General features: G+C 37.3%; 4 protein-coding genes and 1 pseudogene. All 5 read right to left on the reverse strand.

Annotated features, from left to right (window positions below):
* Positions 1-37: 37 nt before the first annotated feature.
* The gene (locus CK510_RS25855) at positions 38-1,519 is read right to left on the reverse strand and encodes a conjugal transfer protein TrbI (protein WP_245912439.1); all 1,482 of its coding nucleotides are present in this window, start codon (positions 1,517-1,519) and stop codon (positions 38-40) included.
* Entirely contained in the window at positions 1,519-2,307 is a 789-nt protein-coding gene (locus CK510_RS25860; protein WP_095724404.1) for a hypothetical protein, read from the reverse strand. The genes CK510_RS25855 and CK510_RS25860 overlap by 1 nt, the downstream gene beginning before the upstream one ends.
* A gap of 112 nt (positions 2,308-2,419) precedes the next feature.
* Positions 2,420-3,451, reverse strand: coding sequence for a hypothetical protein (locus CK510_RS25865; RefSeq protein ID WP_095724405.1), 1,032 nt, complete (start codon positions 3,449-3,451; stop codon positions 2,420-2,422).
* A gap of 16 nt (positions 3,452-3,467) precedes the next feature.
* Complete coding sequence (locus CK510_RS25870) at positions 3,468-4,181, reverse strand: hypothetical protein (protein WP_095724406.1); 714 nt, start codon at positions 4,179-4,181, stop codon at positions 3,468-3,470.
* Positions 4,182-4,189: 8 nt separating this feature from the next.
* Positions 4,190-5,224, reverse strand: a pseudogene (locus tag CK510_RS25875) (hypothetical protein); the annotation flags it as partial.

The following is a 5,224-nucleotide window of genomic DNA, read 5'->3' on the forward strand; positions in this document are numbered from 1 at the left end:
TCAAGTCATTGCTCACCGTTGTGCTTACCTTAATGGATTAATCTTTGCTCGCTAAATAAAAAGTGGGATGCTCCCAAGAATTTGTGCCACCAAACCCACTGTTCGTTGAGGTTTGCTCCTCTTTGGGTTGATTGAGAACTTTACCGACTTTGGCTAAAGAACCAACTGCAAATGTTTCGGCATCCCGTTTAGCAATTTCTCCAGCTTTATTACCCCAGGAAGATGCAATTAACGGTTTCCCAGAGCTTCCACGAATTGCGATCGCACCTTTAGGAAGAGCATATTCTTTCCCATCAATCACAACTTGCGTTGCCTCAAGTTCGATAAATCCTGATTTTTGAATATCTTTAACTTGAACGATAATTTGCGAATTTTTAGGGAGAATAACTAAGCCTTTTTCGGTTTCTAAAGATTTAGAAACTTGGATAATAAACTTATCTGATTGTTGTTGACTGGTAGATTGTTTATTAGCATTATTGACCTGATTATTCGCCCAAATAATTAATTTCCCGTCAGCAGATGTACCTACTGTTAATTGCGGTGTTTCTGGATTACCAATAATTAAGGCTTCTTCATCATGAAGTGGTTCTATTTGTAAATCATCAGTTATTGGAATTATTTGATTTTGATTTGGAGTTGCTGAAACTAAAGTCGCGCGAGGAATTGTTGGTATTTGTTGTTTCTCGTTAGTAGAATTTAAAGTCTTATTGGGCAGAGAATTAGATTTAGAATTAGATGCGATCGCAACATTTCCATAACTTCCTAAATTACTAATTTCTCTCCATTGCTCCATAGTATTAATCATTTCTTCCTGCTTGGGTAAAGATTTAGGTAAGGTTGGCTGATTTACTTTACTTACAACTGGTTGAATTCTTGGTGTATAGGCAACACGAGAAGGGTTATAGTTAACTCGTTGAGGTATAGAACGCGGAATATAAGCAACTTGATTTCTGGGTACTTCTTTAGGTATTACGGAGGGGGAAATCTTTTTATTTTGTATTTTATGATTGTGTCTATTAATCGGATTTTTCGTATTTTGGGAATGCTCCACAGATTTAATTTTCTCGGCTTGAGTAGAGAGTGCTAATTCAGCTTTTAGCTTTCCGGTTTCCGTTGTTTGAGAGTTATCGGCAATTTCAACTTTTGGCTTAATTTCTTCTCGATTTGCAATTGTAGGTGCAATTCTTGGTTTACCGGACATAATGCTATTTAAAACTGTTGCAGCAGCACCAAAAACTAGGAGCATTACTAACCCGACTACACCAAATTTAGCAAATGGATTACCATAAAAAGTTGGTTGAGTTTTACCTAATTGTGGGTCATCAAATAATTCATGGGTAGCAATTGGATTTGATACTTGATTTTGATTAGTTTCTTCTCCTTCTAATACTTCTTCTGATTTGATTAAATCTGTTTTATTCTCCGGTGTTTTTTCATCATTTAAACCTAGTAATTTTGCAAAACTGTCTTCATCCCAACTACTCTCTTGCTCGCTATTTTCATTCTCCAAATTCTGCATTACAAATTCTCCTGTGGTAAATCACGAATTGCATAAATTTCTAATCCGCTAGCACGAACTTGATAAATTACTGCCGCTAAACCACTCACATTTGCTGGAGATTCGGGAGCTTCCACTGCTCTAATAAATATCTCTTTATTAAAAGGAATCACTTCTCCTAAATTATTACCCCGGTCAAAAATAGTCAGATTTGCAATCATTTTTACTTTCCATTTACCCTCTTCAATTTTTATCGGTGATTGAATTGAAAGTGGAACTAAAACAACTTGAGTCGTACCCTTAAAAACTCCTGATGGTGTCATGGAAGCTAACATTTTTAGAAACTCTTTACGAAAGTCCTCTGAGAGAGCATAAGACGCTTGCCACGCTCCTGATGTCACCCTATTTTCTCTCAATCTCCGTTCCCCAATATTTATTCCCTTGTCAGGTTTAGGTTTTGCATTCTCTTCAACTGTAGTAGCTGGTAAATTTCCTGACCAATTCATCATTAAAGTCATGGTATCGGAGACAAAACGAGAAATGACTTGTGGAGTACGATCGCGATTTCCTAATGGTGCAACTTTTATTGCAGAACCTGTTTCTAATTGCACTAAAGTAGGAGGTGGTTTTTTATTTAATTGTGAGTAGGAGCCGTAGATTAATATCAGAATGAAAAAGGTAATAAGATGTAATCCAAAAGTACCAACGGTAAATAATGCTAAAGTATCACCAGTTGAAACCTTTTGAGATGCATGATTTAAAAATCTTAGTCGTTTATTTTGATTAGATTCTGAATTGAGATTGTTCATAAGTCTTAAAAGCTGTTAGCTCTTAGCCATTAGCTTGGTAAAATAATCTTGAGAATCTGTTGATTAATTATCAAATCAATTGATTTATTAGCTAATAGCTAAACGCTAACCGCTAATAGCCTCTTCTATTAACCATTCTCGTGACGAAAGTCGAAAGTCCAAAACTAGCAATACTTGAAAAACTTCTAAAAACAGCCATCCCTCCCCCTGCTGCTAAAACTACAGATAAAACTGGTGCCAGAATCCCAATTGCAAATGCAAAAATCATCGGGTCATTATTCTCAGAATTCAAAACCATTGTCGAAATTAAACCAGAAATAATATTGAAACAAAGCTTTATCATTCCCACCGAAAAGAAGCCAGTTAACCATGCAAAAATAGCTTTTTGACCGACAGGAAGTAGAGAACCTCCAACAGCCAGGGGACCCAATAATGCAGTTAATAGCATACAAACTTCGATTATCCATTGGAAGGTGATCGCAAGGGCAAAAAGCCAACCTCTTAATGCTAATTGGAAAATATTAGTGTTGAAAAAATCACTAATACTTTTGACCCATTCAGGACTATTATCTTGGTCTAAATCTGCTTCAATTTCCTTTGCTTGTGCGGCTGCATTTTGTAAACATTCTGCTTGTTGTGTTGGGTCAGCAATAGTATTACATTGATTTACAAGTGATTGAATTGCATCACCTTTACCAGTTTTTACCATTATTTGCTGATAAGCTTCTTGGAGTTGAATAGATGCAGATGTTGATGCTAGAAGTGTTTGATTTGTTTGATTTATAATTCCTCTCAATCCCTTTGTTGCCTCAGCTAATGGTTGACCATTATTAGCAAGCAAAACTATTACAACGATTGTCCAAATTATCTCGGTAAATCCCTTGGAGCTATCACCATCAATCATTTCCTTCGTCCATTGGACTATGAAAATTAGCAGAGTTCCAACTGCGAAGAAAATACCGAGATTTGCGATCGCACTATATAATCCTCCTTGTAACACGTCATCCCATAACTTATCGATCGATTCAGCTACTGCTTGACTTGCAGCAACTCCATCCTCAGTTATGGTAGATGCAGCTTGTCCTGGATTTGGAGGTTGTACTTGAGAAAAAATTAATCCGTATTTCAAAAAATAGTAGAACATACGGTTAAATATTAAATTAGAACAAACGAGCTTGAGATGCTGTGCGTAAATTATTAAATCCCTGACCAACTACTTCTTTTTGTTGTGCTTGATTTTGACCATCCAAGGAACGGGAAATATTAGTTAAATTCAAATTAGCTAAATCTTGAGTTTGCTTAGTTTTCAACCCATCAGTTCTCATTGTTCCTAAAATTCCAGCGATTTGAGTATTTTGTTGGGCAATCCGTTTCATTACATCTTGAGTTACAACCTCATTTTGTGCAGCTTCCCCCGCATCTTCAACTTGTTCGATAGAAATTTGAGTTTTTTCTACTTGTTGTTTCGTAAGTTGTTGTCCCTTTTTACTCAAAGTGCTATCAGAATCAGCGCGTGTAATTTGACGGTCAATTTCATTGGTTGCTCTATCAACACTATTAACTGCTTTATTACTATCAGAGGCAATTTCCTCTACTTTTGTTCTCACGGATGTTGCATCAGGTAAACCCAATATCCCAACTGATTCATTAACTGCTGCTTGCAAATCTCCCTGCAATGATTCCGATAAATCATCTAGTTTTTGAGAGATTGTTGAGGATACATATTTGTTTATCGAGCTTAATTGCTCTTGCCATTGCTCGAATACTTTTGCGATGGGATTTTGTATCTCTAATGCATGGGCACTGGAAATACAAATTGTTGATATTACAGCTATCCCAACTAAACTTATTTTCAATTGATTAAGCTTTTTCATACTCCGAATTAATTTGTTTGTATTAGTTGCCTAGAAAATTCTGTCACAGCAAGAAATTTATCTGAATATCTCGATAACACGAGTGTTCTCTGTTCTTGTTCGTGGGGATTATTTGCGACTACTGCTAATAAATTGAATGCTGGATAATAACGACAAAAAGTAAATATTCCATTATCATCTAGCAACCATTGCGAGTAAAAACCCTCCTTTTTGGGAAAGAAGCTTTCTGTGGCATTACGAGAAATAATCTCTTGGGGATATTTCAAAATGCTTGTAAAACTATCAATCGCAGTGGGTTGAATCCGTCCAATTAACCGAGTGGTTAAGTTTTGAAAAATCTTTGCCCCCGATGGAGATTTTGCGATCGTATCTGGGTCTTGCGCTGATAAAATAACCCTAATTCCAGCTTTTGCACCATTAGCGCAAAGTCTGCCTACAAGTGCCGCGATCGCATCAAATTCAAACAAAATTGGGCTTTCATCAATAAAAAAGATGCTTGCCGGAGATGCTAAAGCCCGTCGTAATGCTGCGCTGTAAGCACTCAAACTCAAAATTGCCGCATCTTCATCGTTTGATAAATTACGCAATGCAAAGATGAGTAAACGAGCATCGCTGCGGAAAGTAGAAGGTTGTGCTAACGCTTGTCCTACCCGTGATGAAAGCCAAAATCGCAACCGTAAGCGGATAGTTTCTAAAGCTGCTTTGGTATCCCCAGTTAGGGAATCCAACCGCAATCGTTCGTGGGAGCAGAAGCCCAAAAAGTCATGTAATGTAGGCATTGTCTGCCATTCATCGGAACCAAAGCCGTTAGTGTAAGCTGCTGCATAGCGATCGCGTATTAGCTCATCTCCAAAAAATGCTTTCAGAGCCAAAGCAATAAGCGACCTTACCGCATCTTGAGATTCACCCCGATGATTCCCAGAAACCATTGCCAAGATTGCATTTGCGAGAAAATCTTTGTAATCCTCAAACCTTTCTTGCTGCAAAGAAGGTGGTAGCGATCGCAAATTTGGCAACTCGAATAAATTACTCGATTCCTTACC

Origin of the sequence: Brunnivagina elsteri CCALA 953 (genome assembly GCF_002289455.1) — a bacterium.
In the GTDB taxonomy this organism is placed as follows: domain Bacteria; phylum Cyanobacteriota; class Cyanobacteriia; order Cyanobacteriales; family Nostocaceae; genus Brunnivagina; species Brunnivagina elsteri.